Genomic DNA, 25,816 nt, shown 5'->3' on the forward strand with positions numbered 1-25,816 from the left:
GCGGGTCAGGACAGGCGCGCCGGGAAAATGGCACCGGAACGGCCGTACCGGAATGGCGGCCCAGATATAGGGCCTGAATGATTTGGGGGCCGGGCCATTGATCCCGGCCCCCGAACGTCGTTATCGGGGTCAGCCCGCGCTTAGCGCAGCTGCTGGCCGTTGGCGGTGAGCGAGCCGTCTTCCTTGAACTCAAGCTCGGTGGTCAGCTTGTCTTCGCCCTCGGCGGCGGGTTTGCCGAACATGGTCAGCATCATGCGCACGCTCATCAGCTGATCCTCGGGGACCAGACCCATGCTGCCCAGCGTGTCCAGCAGGCCGTTCACGCCCTCGAAGGTGGCGTTCAGCTTGCCCACCGGGGCCTGAATCAGATCGCCGCCTTCGGGGCCGGTCAATTGGCCATTGGCGGTGATCTTGGCGCCCAGAGCGCTCAGCGCGAACTGATTGATGTTCAGGTCGACCGGCACGAAGGGTTCGGGGGTCGCGACCGCTTCGGCATCGGCCGTGGCGGCGTCCCCGGCATCGGGCGTGGTCTCGGGGTTGGCTTCGGGCGCGGCGTCGGTCGGTGTGGCCGCCTCGGCCTCGGCGGCCATGACGGCCGGGTCCAGCAGATCCTCATTGACCTTGGCCGTGCCGGTCAGGTCCAGATCCAGCGAGGCCGGATCGCGCGGCAGCTTGGCTTCGGGATCGAACAGCGCCCAGATCTCATCGCCCATGGTCAGCCCGGCCAGCGAATAGGCCAGCTTGAAGGGCTGCGCGGTATCGGATTTCAACACCGGGAATTGCAGATCGAAGCTGCCGCTTTCGGCGGCGTATTTGATCGGGAAGGGGAACTGGCCGCCGCTGATTTCGCTGGTAAAGGCGTCGGAATTGCCCTGATAGGTCAGCCCGTCCTGCGACATCGCAAAGGTCAGATCGAAGCCCTTGCCATCGTATTTGCCCTTGCCGGTCTGGGGCTGCCCGTCTTCGCCGGTGGCCGTGAAATCGAAGGTCGCGGTCATCGCCCCGGATTTGACGCTGCCGCTCATCGCGGTGCCCGACTTGATGGCGGCATTCATGTCGCCGCCCATGTTCGCACCCTTGGGCAGCGCAAGATCGCCGCTCATTTCCAGCCCGGACATATTGGTGTCGAACTTGATCTTGCCGCCGTCTTCGGTCTGGATATCGCCGCTGGCATTCATGCGTTCGGCATGCGCCTTATATTCGTATTTGGCGGTTTCGCCGGCGACGAAATGCATGGTGCCGGTGCTGCCCGCGATGCTGAACCGGATCGGCAGCGGGTTTTCCTTGTCGCCGACCTTCATGGTGGTCAGCGCGATATCGATGGTCGGATAGTTGAATTCATGCGTCATGTCCTCGGGCGCGCCCGAGGTCACGGTCGAGTTGCCCGGCATGTCGATGGTAAAGGGGATCTCGAAGGATTTGCCATCGGCTTCGCTGCCCTTGATGCTGCCGGTCGCGCGGTCGGAAAATACCGTGCGCACCTTGCCATCGCCGGTATCGCTGAGCGTGACGGTGCCAAAGGCAAAGCTCGCCGGGTTTTCTGCCGTGCCGCCCGCCGCCACGACATCGGTCAGGGTCAGCGTGTCGCCGGCCTTTTCGCGGCCGCCTTCCTTGATCTGGTAGCCGGCGCCCTGATAGTAATCCACCCAAGACTGCCATACCTGTTCCGGGGTGACGTCCGCAAAGGCCGGTGCCGTCATCGCGGCCAGCGCAATGGCCGAGCTTGTCAGTCGCAGGTTCATCTCTTTACCTTTCCCAGCGAGATTATCGCGATTTACGCAAGAAATACTTGCGGGGCTTTTGCCACAGCCAGCCCGCAGGTCCAAGGAGGGATATGTGATCTTAACCGAGATTTCAGGACCGGTTGGCCGGATCGTGATCGACCGCCCCGCCAAGGCCAATGCCTTGACCGAGCCGATGCTGCGCGATCTGACCGCCGCATTCGACGATTTCGCCGGCCGGCCCGATCTGCGCGCGGTCGTGCTGACCGGGCGCGGGACGGTGTTTTCGGCCGGGGCCGATCTGGATGCGGCGCGGGCCGGTCTGGCGGTGTCGCCGGAATGGGAACGGCTGTCGGCGCGCGTGGCCTCGATGCCCTGCCTGACCATCGCGGCGCTGAACGGCACCTCGGCGGGCGGTTCGCTGGGCATGGTGCTGGCTTGCGATGTGCGGCTTGCGGTGCCGCAGGCGAAATTATTCTATCCTGTTATGCGTTTGGGGTTTCTGCCCCGGCCGGGCGATCCCGAGCGGATGATGGCGCTGATCGGGCCGGCGCGGGCCAAAATGATCCTGATGGGCGGACAGAAAATCCCCGCCGACGAGGCGCTGGCCTGGGGGCTGATCGACCGGATCGTCGCCCCCGATGCGCTATTGGATGAGGCGGCGCGGATCGCCACCGATGCCTGCGGCGCCAGCGCCGAGCACCTGCGCGCGATCAAGGCGCTGCTGCACTGAACGCTGCAGGCACGCGGCGGGGCGTCACGGAACGCCCCGCCGTGCTGCGACCTTATGCCGCAGTCGCGGGTCTCAGGCGTAGACGCTTTGCTTGCCGAAATGCACGCACAGCATGTAATAGACCACGGCGCGATATTTGTTGCGGTTGCCGCTGCCGTATTTCGCCAGCACGTCCTGAATTGCCGTCATCAGCTCGGGTCCATCGGCGAGGCCCAGCTTTTTCACCAGATAATTGGTCCTGACGCGCTCGATCTCATCCTTGTCGGAACCGGCGATGGTTTCGGCATCGGCGTTATAGATCGAGGGGCCGCAGCCGATCACCACCTTGGTCAAAAGATCCATGTCGGGCGATACGCCCAGCTTGTCCTTCATATCGCCGGCATATTTGGCGATCAGGTCGTCTCTCTTGCTCATATCCGTCCCCCGGATGTTCATGTCCGGGGGAAGCCTAGCGCGAGCGGGATAAATATCAACCTATACCGTGGATCAGTAGCGGTAATGGTCTGATTTGAAGGGGCCTTCGGGCGTGACCCCGATATACGAGGCCTGTTCGGGCGAAAGCTGGGTCAGCTTGACGCCGATCTTGTCCAGATGCAGGCGGGCGACCTTTTCGTCCAGCGCCTTGGGCAGGATATAGACGCCGGGCGCATATTCGTCGCCCTTGGTCCACAGCTCGATCTGCGCCAGCACCTGATTGGTGAAGCTGGCCGACATCACAAAGGACGGGTGACCGGTGGCATTGCCAAGGTTCAAAAGCCGGCCTTCGGACAAAAGAATGATCCGCGCGCCCGAGGGCATTTCGATCATGTCCACCTGGTCCTTGATATTGGTCCATTTGTGGTTTTTCAGCGCGGCGACCTGAATTTCATTGTCGAAATGGCCGATATTGCCGACGATGGCCATGTCCTTCATCGCGCGCATATGCTCGATGCGGATCACGTCCTTGTTGCCGGTGGTGGTGATGAAGATGTCGGCGCTGTCGGCCACATCCTCAAGCGTCACCACCTCGAACCCGTCCATGGCGGCTTGCAGGGCGCAGATCGGATCGACCTCGGTCACCTTCACGCGGGCGCCGGCGCCGCGCAGGCTTGCGGCCGAGCCCTTGCCCACATCGCCGTAACCGCAGACCACAGCGACCTTGCCGGCCATCATTACGTCGGTCGCGCGGCGGATACCGTCGACCAGCGATTCCTTGCAGCCGTATTTGTTGTCGAATTTCGACTTGGTGACGCTGTCATTGACGTTGATCGCCGGGAAGGGCAGCAGGCTTTTCTTGTGCAGATCGTAAAGACGATGCACGCCGGTGGTGGTTTCCTCGGACACGCCCTGAATGGCGGCGCGCTGTTGGGTGAACCAGCCGGGCGATTGCGCCAGACGTTTCTTGATCTGGGCGAAAAGGGCTTCTTCCTCTTCGCTGGTGGGGGTCTCGATCAGGCCGGTTTCGCCGGCTTCGACCCGCGCGCCCAGCAGGATATACATGGTGGCGTCGCCGCCATCGTCCAGGATCATGTTCGCCGTACCTTCGGCGAACTGGAAAATCTGGTCGGTATAGGACCAGTATTCGGGCAGCGTCTCGCCCTTGATGGCGAAAACCGGGATCCCGGCGGCCGCGATCGCCGCCGCCGCGTGATCCTGGGTCGAGAAGATGTTGCAGGACGCCCAGCGGACCTCGGCCCCCAGCGCCACCAGCGTTTCGATCAGCACGGCGGTCTGCACGGTCATGTGCAGCGAACCGGCGATGCGCGCGCCTTTCAGCGGCTGGGCCGCGCCATATTCGGCACGCAGCGCCATCAGGCCCGGCATTTCGGTTTCGGCGATGTCCAGTTCCTTGCGGCCAAAACCGGCAAGTGAAATGTCGCGGATGATGTGATCGGCCATGTGGCCCCCGTCTATGGAAATTTGCGCGGGGTTAACATTTCCGCCCCGACTCTGCAAATCCCCGAAGCATAGGCGCGCGCGGCGCGCGACCGCGCCCTAACCGCCAAGCCCGGCTTGGGTAAAGAACTGGCGCGGGCTGGCGCCGTCGCGATAGCCGATGCCCGATGCGACGATGCAGCTGGTCGCATCGCCGCGATCCAGCACCATGGTCCATGTCCCCATCAGCGCCGAACCCCAGAGCTGCGTCCCCTTGGCGCCGGTCGCCACCTTTTCCTCAGCGAAATCATGCGACAGCGTCTGGGCCAGCTGATCGCTCTGATCGCACCAGGGCTGATCGGCGCGGGCGTCGCGCGACAGCGGCAGCGTGCGGGCCAGTTCGATCACGGCGCTTGTTTCCATGCCGGCGACGGCCGACCAGCCACGCGGATTGGCCTGATTGTCGTCATGCGATGTGATGGCGGCGGTCGCCGCATTGCCGGCGGCCATCATCCCCAAAGCCACCAGCGCGGCCGGTGCGATGCGTGTGAGTTTCGGCATTTTCATATCGTCAACCTTTCGCTTGCGCGTCTGATCCGGGCAAAAACGCCCGAAACCCGCGCAGGTTCCCGAAAGGTTCCGGTCGCCCCCATTGCGAGCGCTAGCAGAGGGCCTCGGGATCGCCTAGAACGGCCTGCAAGGGCGGTCCCGAAAACAACCGGGATGCGCTATGCAAGGTGATCTGGGATGAGTGATCGGGGGTAGGCGACATGATCTTTCTGCTGGCGGATGTGGGCGGCACCAATGCGCGGCTGGCGCTGGCGCGGGATGGCGTGATCGATCGCGCCACGATCTCGCGGTTTCGCGGCGACGATCATGCCAGCTTTGACGAGGTGGTCAGCCTGTTTCTGGAACAACAGGGCAATCCCGGCATCGACGCGGTCTGTGTCGACGTGGCCGGCCCGGTTTCCGGCGGTCAGGCACAGCTGACCAATCGCGACTGGGATTTCACCGAGGCGCGGCTGCGCGACCTGACCGGGGCGCCGCGCGCACGGCTGATCAACGATCTGATCGCCCTTGGCTATGCCACCCCGGCGCTGGATGGCGAGGCGGCGGGCTTTCTGCGTCGCTTGCCCGAAACCGCCCGGGGCAATGGCCAGCGGCTGGTCGTCAATGCCGGCACCGGTTTCAATGTCTGCGCGGTCAAGGTGCTGCCCGATGGCGGCATCGCCTGTCTTGAGGCCGAAGAGGGTCATACCCGCCTTCCGCATTCGGTCTGGTTGCCGCTGACCGAGGCTTTGGGCGACATCACCGGGTTCGATTCCGTCGAGGAACTTTTTGCCGGGCGCGGTCTGGCGCGGCTGCATGCGCGCTATGCCGGCGTGGCCCCGATCCGCGCCGAGGCAGTCGTCGCCGCCGCCGCCAGCGGCGACGAGGCGGCCGAGGCGACCTGTGCGCTTTACGCCCATCTTTTCGGGCTGATCTGCCGCGAACTGGCGCTGCGTTTCATGCCGATGGAGGGCATGTTCCTGGCCGGCAGCGTGGCGCGGTCCTGCACCGACCGTTTCGACATCTTCGAGGCGGCCTTTCTGTCCGATCCGCTGATGGACAGCATCCCCGACGCAGTGCCGATCGGGGTGATCCGCGACGACATGGCGGCGCTGCATGGCTGTCTTGCTGCACTTCGGTGAAATTTGCCCCTCTGCGGGCCGGGGCGCTGGATTTTATTAACGCGGCCTGCAATGCTTGGGCAAAACCTATAGGCAGAGCAGCGAAGCAAGATATGGACAATTGGATCAAGGCGGGAACCGCTGCTGCCATCGTTTTGGTGGCGGGCGCGGGCGTGGTTGTGGCGCAATCCTCGGGATCCTCGTCTTCGTCTTCGCGGCCCTCCTCGGGGTCGTCCTCATCGGCATCCTCGCCCTTTTCGGGCTGGTTCGGCGGGTCCAAGGGCAATGAGGCATCGCCCGTGGATCTGGATTTCCAGATGCATGGCGGCGATGACGGGCTGCTTGCGGCGATCCGCAACACCTCGCTTCTGGTCAGCGCCCAGGACGAGGGGCGCGTGACCGGCCAGGATATGCTGGCGGCGGCGCGGGGCGATTATGCCCGCATTCTGGGCGTGCTTTATGACGAAGGCTATTATTCCGGCGTCATCGATATCAGTCTGGACGGCGTCGAGGCGGCCAGCATCGCGCCGCTGGACGCGCCGCAGGTGGTGCGCAAGGTCGTGATTTCGGTCACGCCGGGGCCGATCTTCAAATACAGCCGCGCCGATATCGCGCCGGTGGCGCCGGGCACCGAACTGCCCAGCGGCTATCACAAGGGCAAGATCGCCCGCACCGGCGACATGAAGACCGCCGCCACCTCGGCGGTTTCGGGCTGGCGCGACGTGGGTTACGCCAAGGCCAGCGTGGCCGAAACCGACATCACCGCCGATCACGCCACCAATCGCGTGGACAGCCGCATCACCATTACGCCCGGGCCGGCGCTGCGTTTTGGCAAGCTGACCACCCATGGCAACAAACGCCTCAGCGACCGGCGCCTGCACAAGATCGCGGGCTTTCCCGAAGGCGCGCGTTTCGACCCCGAAGAGCTTGAGGACGTGCGCAAGCGTCTGCGCCGCTCGGGCATCTTTTCGGGGATCACCCTGACCGAGGCGGACTATGTCAGCCCCGGCAACACGCTGGACGTGGATCTTATGGTGACGGAACAAAAGCTGCGCCGGCTGGGCGCGGGCTTTGAATATTCCAACACCAACGGGCTGTCGCTGACCGGCTATTGGATCAACCGCAACCTGTTCCGGGGCGGCGAGCGGCTGCGCATCGATGCCGAGGTCGAGGATATCGGCGGCGATACCGGGCTGGATTACCTGCTGGGCCTGCGCATCGACCGGCCCGCCACGCTGAATGCCGACACCACCGCCTATGTCGAGGCCGATATCGGCAGCCTTCAGGAAGAGGATTACGACCTGAAATTCGCCACGTTCGGGTTGGGCTTTCTGTGGCAGCCCAGCGATGAGCTGACGGCCGATGTCGCGCTGCAATACCGGGCGCTGCGGGCCGAGGACGATTCCGGGGTGACGAATTTCCGGCTGATCGCCCTGCCCATGTCGCTGACGCTGGACATGCGCGACGACAAGACCGACGCCCACAAGGGCTATTACCTGCAAGGTGGGCTGGTGCCTTTCCTGGGCCTTCAGGATGAAACCGGGACCGGCGCGCAGGTTCTGGCCGAAAGCCGGATCTATCACAGCTTTGGCGAAAACGACCGCTTCACGCTGGCGGGGCGGGCGCGGCTGGGCACGGTTCTGGGGTCGGATATCGACAACACACCGCGCGACTATCTGTTCTATTCCGGCGGAGGCGGCACCGTGCGCGGCCAGCCCTATGAATCGCTGGGCGTCGAAGTCATTCCGGGTCAGGACGGCCCGGTCAAGACCGGCGGCATGAGCGTGGTCAACCTGACCGCCGAGGCCCGCATCCAGATCCGCGAAAAGATCGGCACCGCCTTTTTCGTCGATGCCGGACGGGTCTGGGACGATGGCGGGTTCTCGGGTGGCACCGACTGGCACGCGGGCGCGGGTGCGGGCATCCGCTACAAGACGCCGATCGGGCCCCTGCGCTTCGATCTCGCGCTGCCGCTGGGCGGCGGCTATGACGATGACAGCGGCCTTCAGGTCTATATCGGTTTGGGGCAGGCGTTCTGATGCGGGATCTGGCTTATCGTATTCTGCTCGCCCTGTGCCTTGTTCTGGCGCAGCCGCTGGCCGCCCTGGCACAGGACAGCGCCGCCGACATCTCGCAAGAGGTCGATGACGACAAGGGTTTCGTCACCCGCTTTCTTGAGGAAAAGCTGTCGGGCGCCGGGCGCAGCGTGGTGATCGACGGGTTCCAGGGCGCGCTTTCGTCGCGCGCGACCTTTACCCGCATGACCATTTCGGACGATGACGGCACTTGGATCACGCTTGAAAACGGCGCCATGCAATGGAGCCGCGCCGCCCTTTTGGCCCGTCGGGTCGAAATCAACGAACTGTCGGCCGAACGTGTCATCCTGCCGCGTCTGCCAGGTGGTGGCGGCGATGCGGCCGCGCCCAAGGCCGAGGCGACCGAATTTTCCCTGCCGCAGCTGCCGGTGGGGGTGAATATCGACAAGATCGCGATCCAGCGGGTCGAGCTGGGCAAGGATATCATCGGGCAAGAGGCGGTGCTGGCCATCAACGGCTCGATGAACCTGTCGGGGGGCGAGGGCAAGACCGCGCTGACCATCGACCGGGTGGATGGCCCGCGCGGGCAATTCGCGCTGGATGCCGGGTTTTCGAATGAAACCCGGGTGCTCAATCTGGACCTGAAACTGGACGAGGACGCCAACGGGCTGTTTTCGAACATTGTCCAGCTGCACGGGCGTCCGGCCGTCACCGCCGAGATCAAGGGCGACGGGCCGCTGTCCGACTATACCGCCGATATCACGCTGGCGACCGATGGTCAGCCGCGCATCACCGGCAAGGTCGCGGTCCAGACCCAGACCCAGGACGGCGTGCCCGGCACCGCCTTTCACGCCGAACTCAGCGGCGATGTCGCCGCCCTGGCACCGCCCCAGCACAAGGCGTTTTTCGGCAGCCAGTCCCGGCTTCTGGCGCAGGGCTGGCGCGGGGGGGACGGGCGGCTTCTGATCCCCTCGCTCAGCCTGACGACCGAGGCGCTGAAGCTGGACGGCAATGTTGCGACCAATGCGCAGGGCGGTCCCGAAAGCGCGCATCTGACCCTGCTTCTGGGACAAGAGGCGGGGGCCACGCAATTGCCGGTCCTGTTGCCATGGGCCGACAGGCCGACCACGGTACAGACCGGGGCGCTGCGGCTGGATTACGACGCGGCGCAGGGGGCGGGCTGGACCCTCAAGGGCAAGGTGCATGAGATCGCGCGCGACGATATCTCCCTGTCCGAGCTTGAGCTGGGCGGCCGTGGCCGGGTCATCCTGAACGAGACGCAGGCCCTGCAAGAGCTGCGCGGCTGGCTGGCCTTTGGCATGACGGCGCTGGAACCGGCGGATCCCGGATTGGCGCAGGCCCTGGGCGACACGCTGAACGGCGGCCTGAACTTTGCCTTTGCGCCCGGAAACGACCTCAAGATCTGGGGCATGAACATCAATGGCGACAATTTCCTTTTGACCGGTCAGACCGATGTGTCGGGCCTGTCCACCGGGATCCGGCTGTCCAGCGACATCAATGCCGAACATCGCGATCTGGACAATTTCTCGACCCTCGCCGGGCGGCCGCTGAAAGGGGCGGCCAACGCCCATATCAAGGGCGAATACGCGCTTTTGGGCAAAGGTTTCGACATCGAGGCACAGATTGCCGGCACCGATATCGGCATTGGCCAGACCCATGCCGACCGCATGCTGGCCGGACAGGCCCGCATCGAACTGAGCGCGCGGCGCGACACGACGGGCATCAATCTGCGCAAGCTGACGGTGAACGCGCAGAACCTGACCGCGCAGGCGCAGGGCCTGATCAGCAGCGGTTCCAGCGACCTGACGGCGCATATCGAAATGCCCGACCTTTCGGTCGCCGATCCCGCCTGGTCGGGGGCGTTTCGCACCGATGCCAAGGTCACCGGCGCCGATGGCAAGCGCGTGGTCAGCCTGACCGGCAAGGCGCAGGACCTGGTGCTGGGCATGGCCGAGCTGGACGGCATGCTGCGCGGCGAAACCGATCTTTTGATCGAGGCGCAGGAAACCGGCGGCACCTTCAATGTGCAGCAGTTCCAGCTGTCGAACCCGCAGCTGGCGGCGAATGGCGACGGCAATTTCTCGGCCCAGATGGTGGACGGGCGGCTGAACGTCTCGATCCCCGATCTGACGGCGCTGGGGCGCGGATTCTCGGGGGCGCTTACCGCGCAGGCCGTGGCCTCGCAGAACGGGGATACGCGGCGGATCGAGCTGACCGGCCTGGGCAAGGAATTGCGGCTGGGCCAGCAGGACACCGACGGCGCCCTTCCCGGCGATACCGAGCTGAAGCTGATCGCCGAGGAAACCAAGGGCGAGATCGCGGTCGAAAGCCTTGATTTGCGCAATGCCCAGATGCTGGCCACCGCCCAGGGCAAGATCGGCCAGTTCGGCACCGATATGACCGGCCGCGTGGACGTGAAATCGCTGGCGAGTTTTGGCCGTGGCTGGCGTGGCGCCTTGCAGGCGCAGGGCAGTTTCAAGGATGACGGAACCGGCGCGCGGCGGCTGGACGTCACCGGCACCGCCCGCGACCTGTCCTTTGGCCAGGCGCAGGTCGATGGCGCGCTGGCGGGCGAAACGCAGCTGGCGGTGAAGGGCATCGAGACCGGCGGCGTCTTTACCATCGAGACCGCGACCATCGGCAATCCGCGCCTGAATCTTGGCGCGACGGGCAAGGTCGGCGGCGGCGCGACCGATGTGACCGCGACGCTGCGGGCCGACGACCTGCGCTTTCTGGGACGCGGGTTCCGGGGCGCCGTCAATGCCACCGGACAGGTGACCGACCAGCCCGAAGGCGGGCGCCGGATCACCGCACAGGGACAGGCGCGCGGCCTGGCCATCGGCCAGCCAAAGGCGGATGCCGTGCTGGCGGGGGAAACCACCATCGACGTGGTGGCCCGACAACTTGCCGATGGCAGTCTCAAGGTGGATCGCCTGCGCGGCGGCAACGGCCAGTTCCGCATCACCGGCGACGGCAGTCCGACCGACGGGCTGAACCTTGACGCGCGGCTCAACGATCTGAGCCTTGTGGTGCCGGGCCTTCCGGGGCCGGCGGAATTGCGCGGCTCGATCCGCAATACCGGCACGACCTATGACCTGGACCTAAGCGCGACCGCGCCCGGCGAAACCCGTGCCACCATTGCCGGTTCGGTCGCCACCAATATGCAGAACGCAGATATCCGCGTCGCCGGCGGCACCAATGCGGCGGTCGCGAACCCGTTCCTGCGCACCCGCAGCGTCGAGGGGCCTTTGACCTTTGATCTGCGCCTGAACGGCCGCCCGGCGCTGGAATCGCTCAGCGGGCGGGCATCGCTCAGCGGCGGGCGTCTGGCCGAGCCGCGCTTTGGTCTGGCAATCGACGATCTGGACGCCAATGCCGATTTCAATGGCGGCCGGATCATGGTCGATGTTCGCGGCGCGGTCGAAGCCGGCGGCACGATCACCGTCACCGGGCCCGTCGAATTGACCGGCGCGCGGCGGATCGATCTGGACGTGACGGCCGATAATGTCGTGCTGCGCGATCCCAGCCTTTATGAGACCCTGCAAAGCGGCCGCATCAAGGTTTCGGGCATGCTGGGCGAGGGGCCGCTGATCGCGGGTCGCATCGATGTCCAGCGGGCCGAGATCCGCATCCCCTCGACCGGGCTGGGCGGCGCCAAGGCGATCCCCGACATCAAGCATCTGTCCGAACGCCCGCCCCAGCGCCAGACCCGCGCCAAGGCCGGGCTGCTGGAATATCCCAGCCAGGCGGCGATCGATGCGGGCATGACCGCCCCGCCCGCGACCCCGCCGGCCAAGGCGGCGCGGTTCGACCTGTTGCTGTCGGCGCCCGATCAGGTCTTTGTGCGCGGGCGTGGCGTCGATGCCGAACTGGGTGGCGAGATCCGTCTGACCGGCAATGCCCGCCAGCCGGTTCCTATTGGCGAGCTGGAACTGATCCGGGGTCGGGTCGATCTTTTGGGCAAGCGCTTCGACCTGACCGAGGGGCTGATCGAGATGCAGGGCAGCCTGATCCCGGTGATCCGCCTTGTCGCCGAAACCGAACAGGACGACATCACCACCCGCATCATCATCGATGGCGAGGCGCACGACCCCGAAATTGCCTTTGAATCCTCGCCCGAGATGCCCGAGGAAGAGGTGCTGTCGCAATTGCTGTTCGGCCGTGGCCTCAGCAATATCAGCGCCTTGCAGGCCGCCCAGCTGGCCAGCGCGGTGGCCGTTCTGGCCGGGCGCGGCGGGGACGGGATCGTGTCGCGGCTGCGGGCCTCGACCGGGCTGGACGATCTGGACCTGACCACCGATGACGAGGGCAATGTTTCGGTCCGTGCCGGCAAGTATCTGACGGAAAACGTCTATACCGATGTCCAGCTTGGAGGGGACGGCAAGACCAAGCTGAACCTGAACCTTGATCTGTCCAAGACGCTGACCGCGCGCGGTTCCGTCGACAGCGAGGGCGAAAGCACGCTGGGCCTGTTTTACGAACGCGACTACTAGGCGGCGCGCGCCGTCGCAGGATCTGAAAAGGCCGGGCCGGGACGCCCGGCCTTTTCTCTTTGGGCGGGCTTGACAGGCTGCGGCACGGTTATTAGCTTGCTAACGAAAATCATTAGCAAGCTAATAACCATGCCGCAGCGTGCCCCGACCCTTTTCGAAACGATTCTGAACATGACCCGGACCATCCGCGCCGGGTTCGAATCGCGTGTGCAGCAGCATCAGGGCCTGACCTTTGCCCGAGCGCGGCTTTTGGTCACCATCGGCCATAACGAAGGCGCCAGTCAGGCCGAGCTGGCCGCCGCGCTGGGGATCGAGACGCCCACCCTGAAACGCCAGCTCGATGCGCTGGAGGAACTGGGGCTGGCCCGTCGGAAACCCCTGCCGGGCGACGCGCGCAAATATGCGGTCCACCTGACCGACACCGCCCGGATCGAGCCTTTGCTGGGGTTCCGGGCCGAGGTCGAGAATGCATTGATCGACGGCATCCCGCCCGAGGATGTGGCCACGACGCGCCGTGTTCTGGCGCGCATGGCCACCAATGCCGAGCATCTGCAACGCGCCGAAGGCGACGAACGGGACAAGCCATGACCACCGCCCAGGTCGCCATAGATGCCGGCGGGGATCCCGTTCCGGCCGCGCCCGCGCCCGCCAGCCCGCCGGCGGCACCGGCCTATTCATGGCCGGTGGCGCTGGCCTATATCGGGGTGTCGCTCTTTGTCGCGCTGACCCAGGGGGTGGCGCAGGGATTTGTCAGCACCAATATCCCCCAGGTCGCCGGGAATCTGGGGGTGACGACCACACAGGCGACGTGGCTGACGGTCGCCTTTACCATTCCGCGCGTCGCGCTGCCGCTGATGCTGGTCAAGATCCGCATGCAGTTCGGCCTGCGCCGCTTTGCCGAGATCGCGGTCGCGATCTATCTGGTGGTGTCCCTGATCAGCATCGAGGCCATTGACCTGCGCTCGGCGGTTCTGGTGCAGGCTCTGTCCGGGATGTCGGCCGCGCCGCTGTCGACGCTGGCTTTCATGTACATGCTCGAGCCGCTGCCGCCGCAATGGAAGATGCGGCTGGGCCTGCCGCTGGTCATGGCCGCGATCAGTGCGGGGCCGATGCTGGCGCGCGTCGTGTCGCCGCCGCTGCTGGCCGGATCGGGTCTGGCGGGGTTGCATGCGCTGGGGCTTGGTCTGGCGGCGCTGGCGCTGGGGCTGGTCTATTATCTGCCGCTGACCTCGCCGCCCCGGGTCAAGGCGATCGCGCCGCTCGATATCGTCAGCTGGCTGTTGATCGCCGCAGGCTTTGGCGGTCTGTCCGCGACCTTTACCATGGGCGCGATCTATTGGTGGACCGATACCGCCTGGCTGGGCATGGTGTTCGCCGCCTCTATCGGCGCGCTGACGCTGGCGGTGATCGTCGAGCTGCACCGCAAGGCGCCGCTTCTGGATATCCGCTGGCTGGCCAGTCCGACTGTCGTCCATCTGACCGTGACGCTGTTGCTGTTCCGGCTGATCCTGTCCGAGCAAAGCGCGGGCGCGCCGCGCATGTTTCAGGTGCTGGGCGTGACCCAGGACCAGCTGATGCCGCTGTTCGCGGTGCTGATCGTGGCGACCTTTGCCGGTGCGCTGGCGCTGATCCCGTTCATGAAGCCGGGAAACGTGCCACGGCTGCACCTGGTCGCGCTGGCGATGATCGGGATCGGCGCCTATATGGACAGCCACGCCACGGTCGACACCCGGCCCGCGCAGATGATGCTGAGCCAGGCGATGATCGCCTTTGCGAGCACGCTCTATCTTGCGCCCGCGATGATGCAGGGGCTGCTTTCCGCGCTGGCGCGGGGGCCGAATTACATCCTGTCCTTCATCATCATCTTTCTGTCCACGCAAAGCCTGGGCGGCGTGATCGGGTCGGGCGCCTTTGTGACCTTCATCAACCACCGCGAAGCCGTGCATATGCAGGTGCTGCGCGAAGAGCTGACGACCACCTCGCCCATGCTGGTGCAACAGATCGCGGCCCGTTCGGCGGCGCTGGCCCCCCAGATCGCCGATGGCGCCATGCGCAGGGCGCAGGCAGTCGTGCAGATCGCGGGCGACGCCACGACCCAGGCCTTTGTGCTGGCCTATAACGATGCCTATCGCCTGATCGCGCTGGTCGCGGCCGGGGCCTTGGCGGCGCTGGTGCTGCATATGTTCCGCGACCGCCTTGCCGCATCTTTCCGGCCCGCATCGCCTGCGGCGCCGGCTTCATCGCAAATCAACCGGACCGAACCGAAATGACCGGCAAAAACCACCTTATCCCCACTCTGATCGCCCTTGTCGCCGGCATTGCCGGGATCCTGATCGTGCTGTTCGCATGGCATCTGCCGCCGTTCCGGCCGGCCTATCCCCAGACCGAAAACGCCTATATCCGTGGCAAGGTGACAAGCCTCGCGCCGCAGCTTTCGGGCTATATCTCCACGGTCGAGGTGCAGGATTTCGATCACGTCACCGCAGGGCAGGTCATCGCCCGCATCGACGACCGCCAGTTCCGCCAGCGCCTGAATCAGGCACAGGCCAGCCTTCAGGCCGCCGAGGCGGCATTGCAGATCCAGAACCAGAACGTGCTTTCGGCCGAGGCCAGCCTGCAATCGGCCGAGGCCGCGCTTGGGGCCGCAGGGGCCGCGCATGATACCGCGCAATCGAATTGGGACCGCGACAGCGCCCTGCAAGAACGCGGCGTGACCGCCCAGCGTGCGGCCGATCAGACCCATCTGGCGCTGCGACAGGCCGTGGCCTCGGTCGCCCAGTCGGAAAGCGCGATCGCCGTCGCCCGCGAAAACGTCAACGGCGCCCGCGTCGGGCTTGCCGCGAAACGGGCCGATATCGCATCGGCGCAGGCGGCGGTCGAACTGGCCCGGATAGACCTCGACAATACCGTGATCCGCGCGCCTTCGGACGGCACGTTGGGACAGGTCGGCGTGCATCCCGGCCAATATGTCACGCCCGGCACCGCATTGGTCAGCCATGTCGGCGCCGATATCTGGGTCATTGCCAATTTCCGCGAGACCGAGCTTCACGGGATGCGCGTCGGCGATCCGGCCCGCTTTGACGTCGATGCCTTGCAGCACCGCAGTTTCAGCGGTCGGGTCCAGTCCTTTTCCCCCGCCACCGCGTCCGAGTTCAGCATCCTTCCGGCCACGAACGCGACCGGGAATTTCACCAAGGTCGCGCAGCGGCTGCCGGTGCGGATCAGCATCGACCCGGATCAGGACATGGCGGAATTTCTTGAACCCGGCCTGTCGGTCGTGGTGACCGTGGACCCCGGGCAGGGCGACGGCATCGCCCAGACCGGTGCGGCGGTGATGGGGCCCAGGGGATAGGGCAGTTCAGTCGGGCAGGGTGAAGGTGTCGAAATAGTCGCGTTTGATTTGGGGGAGGATGGTTCTCTAGGCTCATTGACCTTTACCAACAAGCTTTATGATCTCATGCACTGGTGAGAGAATGGACTCACTCAGTTCCTTGTATGTACCGACGTCTAAGCCGTTCCTTTTCGCTTGGTTTGCAGTCCGATCCTTACCGAAAATTCGTTCACTCAGTTGCTTTTTCAATTCCTTCTGATCGTGGTCTTCAAGCGAGGATAGGAAGGGGTCGATGGCTTTGACTTCGAGAGAGAACCACCGCATCTGTTGCTCAAGGTCTCGATGGGCTTTTGATTGCCTTGAAGCGTATCCAGCTGCGGCCAAAAGAACCATCGTCAGGGATCCGGCCGTTACAAGCTCCGACCAGTTGATGCCGCCAGATGGGGTTTCCCCGAACCCGGTGAAAAGCTTCACCAGCAGCCAAATTGCTGTAAGCGCTAATGAAATCATCGCAATGATGCGCCAGGCATTTGCGGCTTTGTGTTCATCAGTCGCCGTCTTTTGATAGCCACCCGCGACACCATCGGTTCCAACTAAACCGTGGATTTCTAGGATCGCCATATGCTTCGCCTTCATGTCGTCGATATATCTCTGGGCATTCGTAGTGTATGCCTCAAAGCTGGATTTCAGCTGCTCATTGTGTTTTGCGTTAACTTCTTTCGTCTCAGTTTCCGAATTTGATCGGATATTTCGCACAGTTTCGTCAAATTTTTCACCACGCTGAATCTGAGCCAAAGAAAACTCTTCTGCCCTTGAGTTTTGTGTGTCTCCAAATTCGCGTTGCCATGCACCAAGTGCTGAATCCGTCTCTGCCTTAAGGTGCTCAAGGTCCGCTTTCTGCTCGACCAACCCGGCTTGAAGCTCCGTCAGATTCTTATTCGCTTCAGACATATCTGTCTCAAAGCTTTGCTTTGTGCGCTCAATCAGTACGCAGAACTTGTCAAAAGCCTCTTCAATGGATCGGATCGCTTTTGAAGTTTCTTTTGGGTGAGAAAATGTGGGAATTTGATTAACTAAATGTAATTGGCTGGTCAGGTGGTCGTTGATGTGTCGAATATGTTGAACATTTCCGCTGGATGAATAACTATCTGCCTGATTCCAGGCTTGAGGATGTCGGAGTTGATTGTTGAGATTTGTCAAAAGGCTCTCAGAAAATAGCTCTGGGTCCTGCCGATCTAACGCCGTTTTTATGAGGGCGATCACCTTTTTTAGTCTGCGGCGCTCTTCCTCATGCTCGGCATCGATCTCTTGCACCTCTACTTCCAGCCAGCTCTGCAAAGTCTGAACAGTCATGTGGATTTGGTGATTGTCGAATTGTTCGGACCAGCGGGACATTCGGCCTCCTTGAAGGATGGGAAACTTACAGTTGCGTATCAGGGCCACCGCCCGTTGTCACTAACTGCTTATGATGTCACCGAACCTTCACATAAGTTTAGATGTTATTTCTGCATTTTTCGTGAACCCGACCTATGCCGCCGATCGGTTTGGATTGCCCTTGAGCCAGGTAAATTGCGCGGCACGGATCTCTTACGAACTGAACGCGTATGATTTTATTCGGGGAAGAAATGATGGGCATAAAGCAGATGCGAATGCGTCAGCTACCTCTAGCCTCTACACTTCACTATTGCCCGCCTCTCGGAGGGCTTGCGCCTGTGCATTAAAAGACTTGGCGTGGTGCCAAACTTATCTAGCTTTTTTAGTTCTGATCTACTGCGTCGCACAATGCGTGTTGCTGGTGCGTGGTCAATCCTTTTCGGACGGCTCAGCGCCGCCATTTTCGCCATCGACCATCTGGCGGACGATTGCGCGGAAATCGTCGGCCTTGCGATGGGCAAGGGTCACCGCATTCTCGCCGGGGTTTCGCGTCATGAATTCCGCAACCAGCTTGTGGCCCAGCCCATAGCCCGACCATTTGCGGATATCGCCCTTGCCGAGAAACCAGTCGTCATGGCTGAAATCCAGCCGCGACCATTCCTTGATCGCCCGCCGCGCAAGGCCGGACGCGGGCGCCGTCGCGTCCCAGGGATCGGGCTTTCCGCCCAGCACTTGCAGGACGAAATGACCCGCCAGCCCGGCACCGACCAGCGCATCGCCCAGCGACCGGCCGGGATTTGGCCCGTCGCGCCGGATCAGATGGTGAAATTCACGCACCAGCGTGCGCACCATAAGATCGGGGTCAAAGCGCGCCGGGGTCAGCACGATTTCGATCACGCCGGGCGCGGGTGCCGCCCCGCGCAGACCCCAATCGGGGATCACGCCCTCGACCTGCGCGCGCAGGACCAGATCAAAGCGCGGCAGTTCGGCGTGATCCGCGACCCGCGCGACCGCGTCCCGCGCCGCCGCCCTGATTTCAGGCAGAACGCCGGTCAGATCGTCGCGCGCGTTCAGAAAGTGAATGTTCCAGACAGTCATCGCCCCTTGGCCCCTTTTGGCCCGGTTGTTTCGGGGCGCAATCTAGGGCGTTCACACCTCGGGGACCAGCACCTCGCGCTTGCCGACATGGTTGGCCGGCGAAACCACGCCCTGATCCTCCATCTGTTCGACCAGACGGGCGGCCTTGTTATAGCCGATGGCCAGCTTGCGCTGGATATAGCTGGTCGAACATTTGCGGTCCTTGGCGACGATGGCCACGGCCATGTCGTAAAGTTCCGCATCGCCCCCTTCGCCGGTGGACAGGCCCAGCACCATGTCGATGCTGTCCGCCTTGTCTTCGTCCGGGCCCTCGACCACGCCGGACATATAGCTCGGCGGGCCAAAGGATTTCAGGTGGTTGACGATTTCCTCGACCTCTTCGTCGCTGACAAAGGGGCCGTGGACGCGGGTGATTTTCGAGCCGCCGGCCATATAGAGCATGTCGCCCTGGCCCAGCAATTGCTCGGCGCCCTGTTCGCCAAGGATGGTGCGGCTGTCGATTTTCGAGGTGACCTGAAAGCTGATCCGGGTCGGGAAATTCGCCTTGATCGTGCCGGTGATGACATCGACCGACGGCCGTTGCGTCGCCATGATCAGATGGATCCCCGAGGCCCGCGCCATCTGGGCAAGACGCTGGATACAGGCCTCGATTTCCTTGCCGGCGACCATCATCAGGTCGGCCATCTCGTCGACGATGACGACGATATAGGGGAAGGTCTCGGGCTGGAATTCCTCGGTCTCGAAGACCGGCTCGCCGGTATCCTCGTCAAAGCCGGTCTGGACGGTGCGCTTGAACATCTCGTCCTTGGAGAGCGCCTCGCGGACGCGGCCGTTATAGCCCTCGATGTTGCGGACGCCCATCTTGGACATGCGGCGATAGCGTTCCTCCATCTCGCCCACGACCCATTTCAGCGCGACGACCGCCTTTTTCGGGTCGGTCACAACGGGCGACAGCAGATGCGGGATGCCGTCATAGACGGAAAGCTCCAGCATCTTGGGGTCGATCATGATCAGCCGGCATTCCTCGGGCGTGAGCTTGTAGAGCAGCGACAGGATCATGGTGTTGATCGCGACCGATTTGCCCGAACCGGTGGTCCCCGCGATCAGAAGGTGGGGCATCTTGGCAAGGTTTGCGACGACCGGGCCGCCGCCGATATCCTTGCCAAGCGCCAGCGGCAGCGGCTGCGTGCCGTCGCCATAGGATTTCGAGGCAAGGATTTCGCGCAGCACCACCTTTTCGCGCCGCGCATTGGGCAATTCGATCCCGATCACGCTGCGCCCCGGCACTGTCGAAACCCGCGCCGAAAGCGCCGACATCGAGCGCGCGATATCGTCGGCAAGCCCGATCACCCGGCTGGCTTTCAGGCCCGGCGCCGGTTCCAGTTCGTAAAGCGTGACCACCGGGCCGGGGCGAACCTCGGTGATCTGGCCCTTGACGCCGTAATCGTCCAGCACCGCCTCAAGCATGCGGGCGTTTTCCATCAGCGCCTCCTGGCTCAGCTGATGGCGGGGCACGGCATCGGGCGCGGCCAAAAGCGACAGCGGCGGATGCTCGTAATGATTGGCGGTTTCGTCGAAACGCAGTGCCGGCTGGGCCTCGGACTGGGCCTGACGCGAGGCGGGCGCGGGCTTTTTGGGCGGCACCACGACACGGGCCGTCTCGGCCCCGAACGGGGTCGCGGTCGCGGGCGGCGGCAGGTCGTTGCCGTCCTCATCCATGCTGAGCGGCGGTTCGGTCCGGGGCAGGGGGGCGCGGCTTCCGGTCAGGCGCTGGGTGACGGCGGACAAAAGGCCCTTGCCCTCGGGGCGTTCGCCGCGCTGGCGGATCGCATCGGTGATGCGGGCGCTGATCGCGGCATTGCTGGGGGCCTCGTCATCGTCGTCATAATGGGTTTCGGCCTCGACCAGCTCGGGTTCGATGCCGCGATCCTCGGGCAGGGGCGCGGGCGCGCGGCCCAGCGTGGGCATGGCGGCATCGCGCGACAGCACCGGTTGCGGCAGGCTGGCGGCGCCGGCGCGCGCGGTGCGTTCGCGGCGGGCGTCGGCACGGGATTTCAGCTCGCGCGCTGCACCTGATGAAAGCCTTGCGCCCCGGTCCAGCGCATGCAGCGCCAACAGCCGCGCCGTCGCCAGCCCGTCCAGCAGGAAACGCCGGATCGCGGTCAGTTCCTTGCTGTCAAAGCCCAGCACAAAGGCCAGAAAGGCGACCGCCCCGGCGGCGGTCAGCAGTGCCAGAAACTTGATCGCGATCGAGGCCCGGATCGGCATCGCCGAAAGCATGCCCCCCATCAGCATGTCGCCCAGATGCCCGCCCAGCCCAAAGCTTTGCGTCCAATCCGCCGGCGGCGCGAGCGAGGTCGCATAGACCGAAACCAGGACCACCGCGATGGGCAGGAAAATCCCGCGCATGATCCGTTCTTCGCCCCGGTGCAGCATCAGCCGCAGCCCCCAGACCACCGCGCCCAGCACCAGCGCCCAGGTGCCATAGCCGGTGATCATGAACAGTGCCGAGGCGATATAGGCGCCAGGCCGGCCCAGATAGTTCACCGCCGGCTGGTCGGTCGCCGACATGAAGCTGGGATCCTCGGGCGAATAGCTGATCAGCATCATCGCGATCAATACGCCCAGAACCACCAGACCCGCGCCCAGCAATTCCTTGCCGCGCCGTTCCAGCGCGGCCTGGGTGTTCTGGTCAAACAGCGGATCGCGGTGTTTCGCCTGCCAGCTCGCCATGCGTCAACCCTCTTGATACAAACAGTTTTTCAGGCGGTTCAGCGCCGCCTCGGTCTCGGTTGCCGAAGCGACCAGCGCCACCCGGATGAAATTCCGGCCCGGATTTCCGCCCGCGCCATCGCGCGACAGATAGGTGCCGGGCAGCACCTGAATACCCGCCTCGGCCCACAGCTTTTTCGCCGCATTCTCGCTGTCCCCGATTTCCGGCGGCACCGGCAGCCACAGGAAAAACCCGCCCTGAACGGGCTGATAGCCGGGGATATTGCCCAGAACCCGGTCGGCGATGGCGTATTTCTGTTGATAAAGCGCGCGGCTGGCGGTGACGTGATCTTCATCGCTCCAGGCGGCGGCGCTGACGCGCTGCACCGGCAGGGGCAGGGGCGCGCCGGCATAGCTGCGCAGCCGCCGCATCTGTGCGATCTGGCCCGGCCCGCCCGCGGCAAAGCCCGAGCGCAGCCCGGCAAGGTTCGACCGCTTGGACAGCGAATTGAACATCACCACCCGGTCGGCCAGCCCCATGCGCGTGGCCACGGCCAAGGCGCCGGGGGACGGTGCGTCGCGCCAGATCTCGGAATAGCATTCGTCGGAAAAGATCAGAAAATCGTGCCGATCCGCCAGCGCGATCAGCTCTTCAAGGAAATCCTCGCTGGCGATGGCGCCCTGCGGATTGGCGGGCGAACACAGATAGGCAATCGCCGTGCGGTCCAGAACCGCCGGATCCAGATCCGCGTAACGCGGCATATGGCCGGTGTCCGGCGTCGCGGGGACAAAGACCGGCTCGGCGCCCACGGCGGCGGCGGCCACGGCATAGACCTGATAGAAGGGGTTCGGGATCAGGATCGCCGGCTGCTGGCCGTTCTTGGTTTCCGGCGACAGGGCAAGCGCCGCGTTGAACAGCCCCTCGCGGGTCCCGTTCAGCGTGACGATCCGTTCGGGCGCGACCTCGATGCCGTGGCGGCGTTCCAGCCAGCCCGAAATCGCGGCCAGCAGCTGGGGCGTGCCCTCATTCGAAGGGTATTTGCTGAACTCGTCTACATGCGCGGCAAGGATCGGGCCGGTGAAATCCGGCAGCGCATGGCGCGGCTCGCCAATGGTCATGACGGTGGGTTCGCCGCCGGGTTCAATGCCCGCGAGCAGCGCCCGCAGGCGCGGAAACGCGTAATCCGGCAGGTTCGCGAACCGCTCGGGTGATGCCATGTCTGCCTCTCATTCGGGGTCGTTTCGCCCCGTTTGCGGCAAGATTACCGGCATTGGGGCCGTGCGTCCAGAGTTTCGCGGCCCATTCCGCCCTGTTTTCCCGGCATTTTGCCGCGATTCCCACAGCTAGCCGCGCAATGCGGCCTCGGCGCCGGCGGCGGCGGTCAACAGCGCGCGGTCCTGTCCGGCCCGGCCCATCAGCATGATGCCGCAGGCGGGTTGTCCGGTCGGCAGGCTGATCGCGGGCAGGCCCAGAAGGTTCGCGATGCGGGTATTGCGCAGCGTCAGCAGGTTTTCGGCGGCAAAGAAATCCGGCTCGGACAACAGCCGGTCCACATCCGGCGGCAGGATCGGCGCGGTCGGCAGAATCACCGCGTCGAAGCCCGCAACCAGAAGCGACCAGTCGGCGCGCAGGCGGTTCAGCTCCTCCCAGCCGGCGACGTAATCGGCGGCCGTGATATCGCGCCCGCCCCGGAACCGTTCCAGGATGGGCGGATACATCAGTTCGGGCGCGTCCTCGATCTGATCGCGCCAGATGCCATAGGCTTCGGGGGCAAACAGGGTCGGGGCCAGGGCGATCGCCTCGGCGATGCAGGGGGGTGCGGCATGGGTCACACGCGCGCCCGCGCCCGCCAGCCGCCGCACCGCGTCCTCGAAGGCGGCGACGGGACCTTGGCGCGCGCCGTCAAAGGGAATGCCGTCCAGCACCATCAGCCGAAGTCCGCGCGCCGACGCGCTGCTGAGGTCGGTCGCATTGTCGCCGCGCAGCGCGGCATAGATTTCGGCGCAATCCTCGACCGTGCGGGCAATGGGGCCGGCCACGTCAAAGCGCCGGCAGAGCGGCACCACGCCCGCGCCGCTGACCGCGCCATGGGTCGGCTTGTAACCCACCAGCCCGTTCCAGGCCGCCGGCACCCGCAACGACCCGCCGGTATCGGTGCCGATGGCCGCCGCCGCCAGCCCCAGCGCGACCGACACCGCCGCCCCCGAACTGGACCCGCCGGGGGCAAGCGCCGGATCGATGCTGTTGGGCGGCGTTGCCGTCATCGGGTTCACGCCCAGCCCGGAAAAGGCAAGCTCGGTCATATGGGTCTTGCCCAGACAGACCAGCCCGTCCAGCGTCGCCCCGGCCAGGATCGCCGCGTCCTGCGTCGGCATGCGCTTGCTCAACAGGCGCGAACCGGCTTCGGTCGCGATGCCAGAGCTGTCGATATTGTCCTTCCAGCTGATCGCGACACCGTCCAGAAGCCCGCGCCGCAGCCCGGCGCGGGCGCGGTCATGGGCGGCGATGGCCTCGGCGCGGGCGCGTCCGGGCGTGGTGCGGGCATAGATGCGTTTGCCGTAAGGATGGCGGGCGATGGCATCGAGATAGGCTTCGGCCTGTTCGACCGGGCTGATCAGCCCGGCCAGAATGGCGCGCCCCTGTTCGGCCGCCGGTGCCTTTAGCCAATCCATATGGTCCCTCGTATCTTCCCGTTACGCCTAGGGTATCCGCGGCGTGATGCGCCTGCAATCGGCAAGGGATGCCGGGCGATGGCTTTTGCCGCATGGACATTGCCGGCGGGGCGGTCATATTGCGCGGCATGGATAGGGATTTCGACATCGTTGTCGCAGGGGGCGGGCTGAATGGCCCGGCGCTGGCCTTGGCGCTGGCCGATGCGGGCCTGTCGGTCGCGGTCGTCGATGCGCGTCCCGCCGATGCGCGGGCGGGCGATGCCTTTGACGGGCGCGCCTATGCGCTGGCGCTGGCGTCGCAGCGGCTGTTCGCGGCGCTGGGCCTGTGGCCAGCCTTGCAAGATCAGGCCCAGGTCATCCGCCGGGTTCAGGCCACACAGGGTCAGCCCGGCAGCGGCCCCGGCCCGTTCGGCCTGCATTTCGACGGCGCCGAAATCGAAGAGGGCCGGCTGGGCTATATGCTTGAGGACCGGTTTCTCTATCGCGCGCTGCTGGCGGCGATGGCGGGGCGCGTGACGCATCTGCCCGGCCTCTCGGTCGAAGATCAGGCGCCCGGTCCCGCCGGGATCGGGGTTACCCTGTCGGATGGGCGCGAATTGCGGGCACGGCTGCTCGTCGGAGCCGATGGCCGGCAATCGGGCACCGCCGCCCGGGCCGGGATCCGGCGCAGCGGTCATGATTACGGCCAGATCGCGCTGGTCGCGGCCGTCGATCACGCCCTGCCCCATGAGGGCACCGCCTATCAGTATTTCATGCCGACCGGGCCCTTGGCGATCCTGCCCCTGCCGGGCAATCGCAGTTCGATCGTGTGGTCCGAGACCCGCGACAATGCCCGCGCCATCGCCGCGCTGCCCGATGACGAATTTCTGGCGGTGCTGCGCCCGCGTTTCGGCGATTTCCTTGGGGAAATCAGTCTGGCGGGGCCGCGATTTTCCTATCCGCTGAACCTGACGCTGGCCGAGAGCTATGTCGCGCCGCGCATCGCGTTGATCGGGGATGCGGCGCATGGCGTCCATCCCATCGCCGGACAGGGGCTGAACCTTGGTCTGCGCGATGTGGCCGCCTTGGCCGAGGTTCTGGTCACCGCCCATCGCCGGGGCGAGGATATCGGCACCCTGTCGGTTCTGAGCCGTTATCAGGATTGGCGCCGGCCGGATGCGACCGCGTTGGCTTTGGGGATGGACGGGGTCAACGCGCTGTTTTCGAACGGCAATCCCATGCTGCGCGCGGCGCGTGAACTGGGCATGGGGTTGGTCGATGCGGTTCCGCCGCTGCGGCGGCGTTTCATGCGACAGGCGGCGGGGCTGAGCCTTGACCCGATGCCGCGGCTCCTGACCGGGCAGCGGCTTTAGGCGCGGAGATCACGCACGAAAACGGCATGGAACGGTCACGGCGGTGCGAGCGTTCAGTCCCGGCATGTCCAAGCGAACGTGATGTGCATCAAAATCGCAGAAACGGTATTTTCGGCACATGAAACTCAGATCGCTCGCCCTTGCGCCCGTCCTTGTCCTTGCCATGGCCTTTCCCGCCCTGGCCGAGAAGATTTCCCTGAACGAGATCTCGCGCTATCTCAACGCGCTCAAGACCGCCAAGGCGGATTTCACCCAGGTGAACAGCGACGGCTCGATGTCCACGGGCACGCTTTATATTCACCGCCCGAACCGGGTGCGTTTCGAATATAAGGGCGACCGAACGCTGGTTCTGGCCTCGGCCGGACAGGTCGCGGTCTTTGATGGCAAATCGCGCAGCGGGCCGCAGCAATATCCGCTGTCGAAAACGCCGCTGTCGCTGATTCTGGCGCCGAACATCAATCTGGGTCAGGCCCGGATGGTCACTGGCTATGCCGAGAAAAAGAACACGACCGTGGTCACCGCGCAGGATCCGGCGCATCCCGAATACGGCAATATCCAGATGGTGTTTTCGGCCAATCCCACCCAGCTGCGGCAATGGGTGGTGACCGATGATGCCGGTCAGCGCACGACCGTCATCCTTGGCGAGATGAAGACCGGCGTTTCGATCCCGGCATCGGCTTTCGCGATCCCCAACGAAATCGCCCGCCGCCAGTGATCAGGCGCGATGCGCGGGGTGCCTTACAGGCCG

The 25,816-nt window shown here is 64.6% G+C and carries 18 protein-coding genes; 9 read left to right on the forward strand and 9 right to left on the reverse strand.

Translation table 11 applies throughout. The annotated features are described in order from the left end of the window. Positions 1-140 precede the first annotated feature (140 nt). Positions 141-1,742, reverse strand: coding sequence for a DUF2125 domain-containing protein (locus ACFOMH_RS06240; protein ID WP_377743306.1), 1,602 nt, complete (start codon positions 1,740-1,742; stop codon positions 141-143). Between the two features lie 94 nt (positions 1,743-1,836). Here ACFOMH_RS06240 and ACFOMH_RS06245 point away from each other — a divergent pair, with 94 nt between their 5' ends. Beyond that, a complete protein-coding gene (locus tag ACFOMH_RS06245; RefSeq protein ID WP_377743308.1) occupies positions 1,837-2,454 on the forward strand; it encodes an enoyl-CoA hydratase/isomerase family protein in 618 nt (205 codons plus the stop codon). A 72-nt stretch (positions 2,455-2,526) separates the two neighbouring features. On the opposite strand, the gene ACFOMH_RS06250 is transcribed toward ACFOMH_RS06245, so the two are convergent. The 3 genes from ACFOMH_RS06250 to ACFOMH_RS06260 all read right to left on the reverse strand — a co-directional run bounded on the left by ACFOMH_RS06250 (position 2,527) and on the right by ACFOMH_RS06260 (position 4,875). Further along, positions 2,527-2,868: a DUF2853 family protein gene (locus ACFOMH_RS06250; RefSeq protein WP_374423449.1), complete on the reverse strand. Its 342-nt coding sequence runs from the start codon at positions 2,866-2,868 to the stop codon at positions 2,527-2,529. 72 nt (positions 2,869-2,940) lie between these two features. Further along, the gene (gene ahcY, locus ACFOMH_RS06255) at positions 2,941-4,332 is read right to left on the reverse strand and encodes an adenosylhomocysteinase (RefSeq protein WP_377743309.1); all 1,392 of its coding nucleotides are present in this window, start codon (positions 4,330-4,332) and stop codon (positions 2,941-2,943) included. 96 nt (positions 4,333-4,428) lie between these two features. Then, a complete protein-coding gene (locus ACFOMH_RS06260) occupies positions 4,429-4,875 on the reverse strand; it encodes a hypothetical protein (protein ID WP_374423445.1) in 447 nt (148 codons plus the stop codon). 203 nt (positions 4,876-5,078) lie between these two features. On the opposite strand from ACFOMH_RS06260, the gene ACFOMH_RS06265 reads away from it, so the two are divergent. The 6 genes from ACFOMH_RS06265 (at position 5,079) to ACFOMH_RS06290 (ending at position 15,880) form a co-directional block, all read left to right on the forward strand. Next, the gene (locus ACFOMH_RS06265) at positions 5,079-5,999 is read left to right on the forward strand and encodes a glucokinase (RefSeq protein ID WP_377743311.1); all 921 of its coding nucleotides are present in this window, start codon (positions 5,079-5,081) and stop codon (positions 5,997-5,999) included. A gap of 92 nt (positions 6,000-6,091) precedes the next feature. Beyond that, positions 6,092-8,017 carry an autotransporter assembly complex protein TamA gene (locus ACFOMH_RS06270; RefSeq protein WP_374423442.1) on the forward strand — a complete coding sequence of 642 codons (1,926 nt, stop codon included), beginning with the start codon at positions 6,092-6,094 and terminating at the stop codon, positions 8,015-8,017. Further along, positions 8,017-12,528: a translocation/assembly module TamB domain-containing protein gene (locus ACFOMH_RS06275; RefSeq protein WP_377743313.1), complete on the forward strand. Its 4,512-nt coding sequence runs from the start codon at positions 8,017-8,019 to the stop codon at positions 12,526-12,528. Before ACFOMH_RS06270 ends, ACFOMH_RS06275 begins: the two co-directional genes overlap by 1 nt. A gap of 171 nt (positions 12,529-12,699) precedes the next feature. Continuing rightward, positions 12,700-13,116: a MarR family winged helix-turn-helix transcriptional regulator gene (locus ACFOMH_RS06280; RefSeq protein WP_377743315.1), complete on the forward strand. Its 417-nt coding sequence runs from the start codon at positions 12,700-12,702 to the stop codon at positions 13,114-13,116. Then, entirely contained in the window at positions 13,113-14,798 is a 1,686-nt protein-coding gene (locus ACFOMH_RS06285; protein ID WP_377743317.1) for an MFS transporter, read from the forward strand. Before ACFOMH_RS06280 ends, ACFOMH_RS06285 begins: the two co-directional genes overlap by 4 nt. Beyond that, entirely contained in the window at positions 14,795-15,880 is a 1,086-nt protein-coding gene (locus ACFOMH_RS06290; protein WP_377743318.1) for an HlyD family secretion protein, read from the forward strand. The genes ACFOMH_RS06285 and ACFOMH_RS06290 overlap by 4 nt, the downstream gene beginning before the upstream one ends. Positions 15,881-15,952: 72 nt before the next feature. Here ACFOMH_RS06290 and ACFOMH_RS06295 read toward each other — a convergent pair whose 3' ends face one another. From ACFOMH_RS06295 to ACFOMH_RS06315, 5 genes are all read right to left on the reverse strand, one after another. Further along, entirely contained in the window at positions 15,953-17,254 is a 1,302-nt protein-coding gene (locus ACFOMH_RS06295; protein WP_377743320.1) for a hypothetical protein, read from the reverse strand. 408 nt (positions 17,255-17,662) lie between these two features. Continuing rightward, positions 17,663-18,331 (reverse strand): DUF2268 domain-containing putative Zn-dependent protease, encoded by a 669-nt coding sequence (locus tag ACFOMH_RS06300; RefSeq protein WP_377743321.1) that lies wholly within the window; start codon positions 18,329-18,331, stop codon positions 17,663-17,665. A gap of 51 nt (positions 18,332-18,382) precedes the next feature. Continuing rightward, on the reverse strand, positions 18,383-21,064 hold the full coding sequence (locus tag ACFOMH_RS06305; RefSeq protein ID WP_377743322.1) for a DNA translocase FtsK: 2,682 nt from the start codon (positions 21,062-21,064) through the stop codon (positions 18,383-18,385). A 3-nt stretch (positions 21,065-21,067) separates the two neighbouring features. Further along, on the reverse strand, positions 21,068-22,261 hold the full coding sequence (locus tag ACFOMH_RS06310) for an aminotransferase class I/II-fold pyridoxal phosphate-dependent enzyme (protein WP_377743324.1): 1,194 nt from the start codon (positions 22,259-22,261) through the stop codon (positions 21,068-21,070). A 126-nt stretch (positions 22,262-22,387) separates the two neighbouring features. Then, on the reverse strand, positions 22,388-23,716 hold the full coding sequence (locus ACFOMH_RS06315; RefSeq protein WP_377743326.1) for an amidase: 1,329 nt from the start codon (positions 23,714-23,716) through the stop codon (positions 22,388-22,390). 128 nt (positions 23,717-23,844) lie between these two features. On the opposite strand from ACFOMH_RS06315, the gene ACFOMH_RS06320 reads away from it, so the two are divergent. Both ACFOMH_RS06320 and ACFOMH_RS06325 read left to right on the forward strand, forming a co-directional pair. Continuing rightward, complete coding sequence (locus tag ACFOMH_RS06320; RefSeq protein ID WP_377743435.1) at positions 23,845-25,068, forward strand: UbiH/UbiF/VisC/COQ6 family ubiquinone biosynthesis hydroxylase; 1,224 nt, start codon at positions 23,845-23,847, stop codon at positions 25,066-25,068. Between the two features lie 118 nt (positions 25,069-25,186). After that, positions 25,187-25,783 carry a LolA family protein gene (locus ACFOMH_RS06325; protein ID WP_374423424.1) on the forward strand — a complete coding sequence of 199 codons (597 nt, stop codon included), beginning with the start codon at positions 25,187-25,189 and terminating at the stop codon, positions 25,781-25,783. Positions 25,784-25,816 lie beyond the last annotated feature (33 nt).

The organism is Paracoccus mangrovi (genome assembly GCF_042648425.1).
GTDB classification, from domain to species: domain Bacteria; phylum Pseudomonadota; class Alphaproteobacteria; order Rhodobacterales; family Rhodobacteraceae; genus Paracoccus; species Paracoccus mangrovi.

Coding starts and splice junctions, on each gene's coding strand:
- ACFOMH_RS06295 (WP_377743320.1), bottom strand. CDS start 17,254: ATGTCCCGCTGGTCCGAACAATTCGACAATCACCAAATCCACATGACT.
- ACFOMH_RS06270 (WP_374423442.1), top strand. CDS start 6,092: ATGGACAATTGGATCAAGGCGGGAACCGCTGCTGCCATCGTTTTGGTG.
- ACFOMH_RS06285 (WP_377743317.1), top strand. CDS start 13,113: ATGACCACCGCCCAGGTCGCCATAGATGCCGGCGGGGATCCCGTTCCG.
- ahcY (WP_377743309.1), bottom strand. CDS start 4,332: ATGGCCGATCACATCATCCGCGACATTTCACTTGCCGGTTTTGGCCGC.
- ACFOMH_RS06240 (WP_377743306.1), bottom strand. CDS start 1,742: ATGAACCTGCGACTGACAAGCTCGGCCATTGCGCTGGCCGCGATGACG.
- ACFOMH_RS06250 (WP_374423449.1), bottom strand. CDS start 2,868: ATGAGCAAGAGAGACGACCTGATCGCCAAATATGCCGGCGATATGAAG.
- ACFOMH_RS06290 (WP_377743318.1), top strand. CDS start 14,795: ATGACCGGCAAAAACCACCTTATCCCCACTCTGATCGCCCTTGTCGCC.
- ACFOMH_RS06280 (WP_377743315.1), top strand. CDS start 12,700: ATGACCCGGACCATCCGCGCCGGGTTCGAATCGCGTGTGCAGCAGCAT.
- ACFOMH_RS06300 (WP_377743321.1), bottom strand. CDS start 18,331: ATGACTGTCTGGAACATTCACTTTCTGAACGCGCGCGACGATCTGACC.
- ACFOMH_RS06260 (WP_374423445.1), bottom strand. CDS start 4,875: ATGAAAATGCCGAAACTCACACGCATCGCACCGGCCGCGCTGGTGGCT.
- ACFOMH_RS06265 (WP_377743311.1), top strand. CDS start 5,079: ATGATCTTTCTGCTGGCGGATGTGGGCGGCACCAATGCGCGGCTGGCG.
- ACFOMH_RS06325 (WP_374423424.1), top strand. CDS start 25,187: ATGAAACTCAGATCGCTCGCCCTTGCGCCCGTCCTTGTCCTTGCCATG.
- ACFOMH_RS06275 (WP_377743313.1), top strand. CDS start 8,017: ATGCGGGATCTGGCTTATCGTATTCTGCTCGCCCTGTGCCTTGTTCTG.
- ACFOMH_RS06320 (WP_377743435.1), top strand. CDS start 23,845: ATGGATAGGGATTTCGACATCGTTGTCGCAGGGGGCGGGCTGAATGGC.
- ACFOMH_RS06310 (WP_377743324.1), bottom strand. CDS start 22,261: ATGGCATCACCCGAGCGGTTCGCGAACCTGCCGGATTACGCGTTTCCG.
- ACFOMH_RS06305 (WP_377743322.1), bottom strand. CDS start 21,064: ATGGCGAGCTGGCAGGCGAAACACCGCGATCCGCTGTTTGACCAGAAC.
- ACFOMH_RS06315 (WP_377743326.1), bottom strand. CDS start 23,716: ATGGATTGGCTAAAGGCACCGGCGGCCGAACAGGGGCGCGCCATTCTG.